The organism is Pisciglobus halotolerans, from assembly GCF_900113675.1.
Classification (GTDB): Bacteria; Bacillota; Bacilli; order Lactobacillales; family Carnobacteriaceae; genus Pisciglobus; species Pisciglobus halotolerans.
Genome location: NZ_FOQE01000070.1, coordinates 1 through 4,370, shown reverse-complemented (window position 1 = coordinate 4,370; position 4,370 = coordinate 1). Strand labels below are relative to the sequence as shown.

4 protein-coding genes are annotated in these 4,370 nt (G+C 33.8%); 2 read left to right on the top strand and 2 right to left on the bottom strand.

The features are described 5' to 3' along the window. Positions 1-601 precede the first annotated feature (601 nt). Positions 602-1,000 carry a hypothetical protein gene (locus BM057_RS11325; RefSeq protein WP_092093861.1) on the top strand — a complete coding sequence of 133 codons (399 nt, stop codon included), beginning with the start codon at positions 602-604 and terminating at the stop codon, positions 998-1,000. A gap of 870 nt (positions 1,001-1,870) precedes the next feature. On the opposite strand, the gene BM057_RS11315 is transcribed toward BM057_RS11325, so the two are convergent. Together BM057_RS11315 and BM057_RS11310 are read right to left on the bottom strand one after the other, a co-directional pair. Beyond that, positions 1,871-2,935 (bottom strand): SH3 domain-containing protein, encoded by a 1,065-nt coding sequence (locus BM057_RS11315; protein ID WP_143074521.1) that lies wholly within the window; start codon positions 2,933-2,935, stop codon positions 1,871-1,873. An 89-nt stretch (positions 2,936-3,024) separates the two neighbouring features. After that, positions 3,025-3,588 carry a recombinase family protein gene (locus BM057_RS11310; RefSeq protein ID WP_092093855.1) on the bottom strand — a complete coding sequence of 188 codons (564 nt, stop codon included), beginning with the start codon at positions 3,586-3,588 and terminating at the stop codon, positions 3,025-3,027. A gap of 440 nt (positions 3,589-4,028) precedes the next feature. Between BM057_RS11310 and BM057_RS11305 the strand changes: the two genes are divergently transcribed. Continuing rightward, positions 4,029-4,196, top strand: a complete 168-nt coding sequence (locus tag BM057_RS11305; protein ID WP_010731417.1) for a YjzC family protein — start codon at positions 4,029-4,031, stop codon at positions 4,194-4,196. The last annotated feature ends 174 nt before the right edge of the window (positions 4,197-4,370 follow it).

Below are 4,370 nucleotides of genomic sequence, written 5' to 3'. Positions count from 1 at the left end.
CGTGCGGTAGCTGATGAGTGTACAAAAATAGAAAGCCTAAACTAGCTTAGTAAAAGGATGCCCGAGAAAAACTTGACACATACTAGACTCTTTGATAACTAGACAATTCTTTTCATTCATGGTAATATTAGTTTGTAGAAAAACAATGGATTTTAATTTATATCGGCCCTGTGACTGCGGGTTGATCTGGCCTTGCGGCTCGTTGTTACGAGTAAAAAACTACAAGGACTTCCAACTCCTGAGGAAAGAGGGAGCGTCAGTAAGAGAAACGGTGAGAGTCCGTTTTTCGGAAAGAGGACTCTATATGGAGTCCTCTTTTTTTATTTTCATTTTTTGATTGGAGGGAAGGTAAATTTACAATTTAGATTTTTTAGAGAAATTTAATGGCGATATCAATCCTAGAGCAATTGTATTAAAGGATTTAGCAAAATCCATCGAGGCACACGTATCGCAAAAAATATATACTTACGAAACTGACAATGAAGCCCTCCCTGCCTTTCAGATACAAGTTGGCAACCAAAATATCCCACATCTTATGGGTCTTTCTAGAAGCCATCATTACGGGCTGCCCACCTATCGCCCTTTAGAAGTCTTCTTAGGCTTGCAGAGAGATTGGTCTTTAGAAAAATTAATGGAGGGGGATCAGAGATGGTTCCAAGAAGCACAAGACAAATTAATTGGATGCTTATTTCTGTATCAGATATTCAATATAGTAAACTGTGAAGTCTATACGACCGTTTTCAATAGAAGTCATATTTCTAGTAGATTAATTAGAGATAATGTTTATTTTGTTATCTTTAAAACATCCGATGGCAAATCATACAGTGTAGAATTGGCCCCACAGGATACTGAAAATCTTAAAACCACGCTCTATTATCCTCGTAGTTTAAAAATAAATGATCAGCATGGTATGGTAGGTATAAAATTGAACATTACCAATATAGAAGTGACTGACGTAAGTGAGCAACCACCACAAGTAAGATATGTCCGTTGGAAATAGTAAGTTAAGCCACTTCTAAAAATTGCCACTAATATATTTGTTAGTGGCAATTCTACCGTTTATTAAGGCAGAAAGTGACTAATGATAACAGCAAGTTTCTCAATGAGTGTTAGCCACAGCTGAACTCTCTTGATTGCCTTTTTCTTCTTGTATTCTTTTCTTGTCATAGTTCCGTTCACCTCCTGCAATAACTTATGCAGAGAGGTATTTTTTTATTCCTACAATTAATTTTATCTTTGATTAGTAAAATGGCGGATTTGAGATCTTTTCGTGAGTAAGTTATCCGTAAAACAATCTGAAATGAGCTTAGAATGATCCAAAATAATACGGAACCGAGGCGAAGCTTTCAACACTATCCATTTATGCCTGGACAATGATTAAAAAGTATTCTGAAACACAGACGTTCCAAACACTTTCCACTCTAAATAATATTGGATTTTTGGTTGGGATTGTCCGCGCTCTAAGTAAGATCTTGTAGTGAGGGAGAATTAAAGTTAAGTAACTTTTTTAGAATTATGATTTCGGCAATGAATATATAAATAAGCACAAAAAATAATTCGACGATTATTTTTTGTGCTTATTATTTTTACTGTTTCTTCTATATTAAGAGGATCCTTATATAGCGGGTCAAGGTACTTTTGCTAATTCCAGGCATTTTTTCAACTTCTGTGTAAGAGTGATCTTCCAGAAGCCTCATCGCCAAAGCAATTGTCTACTTAACATTTTTTAGACGCCCCTCTAAAAAAACGATCCCTGTTTGACAACTTCCTTTTGTTCTTCAATTCATTAGAGTAGAATTAAATACTCTAATATTAGTAAATTAATCAATTTATTTCTGTGATATCTTAAATTTATCACTAATTTGTTCTCTTAATTTATTTTTTGTAAGTAACGAGTATACACCCAACCTTCAATTATTTTTTCACTTTCAATTACTCTAATTTTAGTCCAATTTTTTTTCTTAAATATTATTTCTACTAGTTCACCTAATTCTAAACTATTAAGTGTTTTCGAATTCCTCTTATTACTTTGTTTGACTTGTAGGCCACTCTTTTTAACTATTCGTATGTTTTTATATACCTCTTTTTCATTAGTTAGTTTAATCTCGTTTTTTATTGTTTTTATTATTTGAGTAGCAGGCTGCTGTGCCCAATTATTGTAAACTTCTAAAAAAGGTTGGAAAAACGGGAGTAACAGAATCGGCAATAATATTAGTATGATATCTTTTTTTGTTATTTTATCTTGAAGTGCCTCTTTTCTGTCTTCTCTTTTTGATAAATTATCGATTTTTCTTTCTAAAGACCTATATTGACTAAAAAGATTTTTTTCTTTCAAGATACCATGTATCTCTTGACTGCTAATTTCTTCATCAGAGTTTTCCAAATTACCAGTAATTAAATCGGATTTATATAGTATGTCAGCAAGGCTTGTTATATGTTTACTGCTATTTATAATCTCCTCTAAGGAATTGGAAATTGATAATTCACCAATTCCTAGGACTGCTTGTTGAGCACTTTTTATGGAAGATTGTAATGCTGGTAAAGTTGAAATTTGGTACATTATTTCAGCTAATTGTTGATTAATTTTATTCATATTTTCTATTATTGGTAAAGTTGAAATTCTGTATACTGAATTAGCTAATTGCTCATTAATTGTGTCCAAATTCTCTAATGCTGGTAAAGTAGAGAACTTATATATTGATTCGACTAATTGTTGGTTAATTTTAGTTATGTTTTCTATTATTGGAAGAGTAGAATTTTGGTACATTGATTCGGCTAATTGTTGGGTAACCTTTGCCAGATTTTCAAATACTGGTGAGGTATAAAATACATTTGCAGCCTCTAAAGACACTTGCTCAAGCGCTACCGGATATTCAAATCTAGGTGATAAAGAAGTAATGTTTTCTTCAGAGTATGCGCTTTTCTCTTTTTTCATCATAAATATTCTCCTTAATGGTAAGTATCGTCTTACAGAAGACTAGTAATTACTTATTTCTCTTTTAATCCGACAAAATGTATCTCTTGTTAACCTCGTGTCAGCTGCAATTTTCTTTTATAACGAGTTAAGGTACTTTTGCTAATTCCGGTCATCTTTTCTACTTCTGTGTAAGAGTGTTCCTCCAGAAGTCTCATTGCCAAATTAATTTGCTGCTGAGAAAACTTCTTCGGACGCCCCTCCCTAAAACCCGGTCGCTGCTTAGCAATTTCTTTCCCTTCTTGAGTTCGTTCTACGATGAGGTCGCGTTCGAAATCCGCAAAGGCACTGAAGATAGTGAAGATCAGCCTACCAGTAGATGTATTCTCAATAACACCTAGGTTCAACACATTAATCTTGACTCCTTTTTCGAAAAGTTTTTTTATCGTGTTCAGTGCGTCTTGGGTACTTCGAGCGAATCTGTCTAACTTTGTTACTACTAGTGTATCTCCAGTTTGAATTTCCTGTAGGAGCTTTTGAAACTCAGGGCGGTTGCTTTTGGTTCCAGTAATCTTTTCAAAATAGATTCGATCGCAATGCTCCTCTTCCAATTGTCGCATCTGTCCTTCTAAATCCTGATGACGAGTACTCACCCGTGCATAGCCATATTTCACGTTATTCACCCTCTTTTTCACTTTACTTTCGACTATAAGTTATGACACCATTGTATGTATTGATTTTACTGGATTGTAAAATCATAGTCAATACTCTTGAGTTATGAACATTAAAAATAAAATATTTACTTAAATTACAGATTGTTTTTCTAAATATCAGAACATTTAGAGAATTGAATAAAATAAACTTATTCTTTATCTAGAGTAAATTTTTTTATTATTACATTTATGTAAATATTCATTAAACTTTAATTCCTATACTGTTAGAGGGTTTAATAAAATTTCGTAGTTCTAAAAATAATTCGGAAAATAAAATTTTAAAAAAACACAACATATAGCTATGTTCTTTCCGTTAATTCAATATATAGTGGTATAATAAATTTGTAAAGAATGACTTCGCCAAGAGTGTTCCTACAATAAAAAGAAAGGAGACAATAGTCATGACTAAAATGCATAATCCTGGGGAAGATAATAAACCTGCTGGAAAGTATTTGGAAGTTGGACCCAGAGGAGGAACGGTAAAAGATCCTCGTATTGTTAATATTGATAAGGGTGATCGCTTACCACCAACATCTGAATCCGGAAATAATTGGAAGAAAATCAATTGACTCAAAATAATCAATAAAAATCCTAATTTAATTTGGAGGTTAAAAAATGTGGAATAGAAATCAATATTCTGGCCCCGGAGGCGGACTGTACACGGGTCCAGGGGGCGGACTGTATACCGGTCCCGGTGGTGGAGCATATACCGGTCCTGGTGGCGGACTGTACACAGGTCCTGG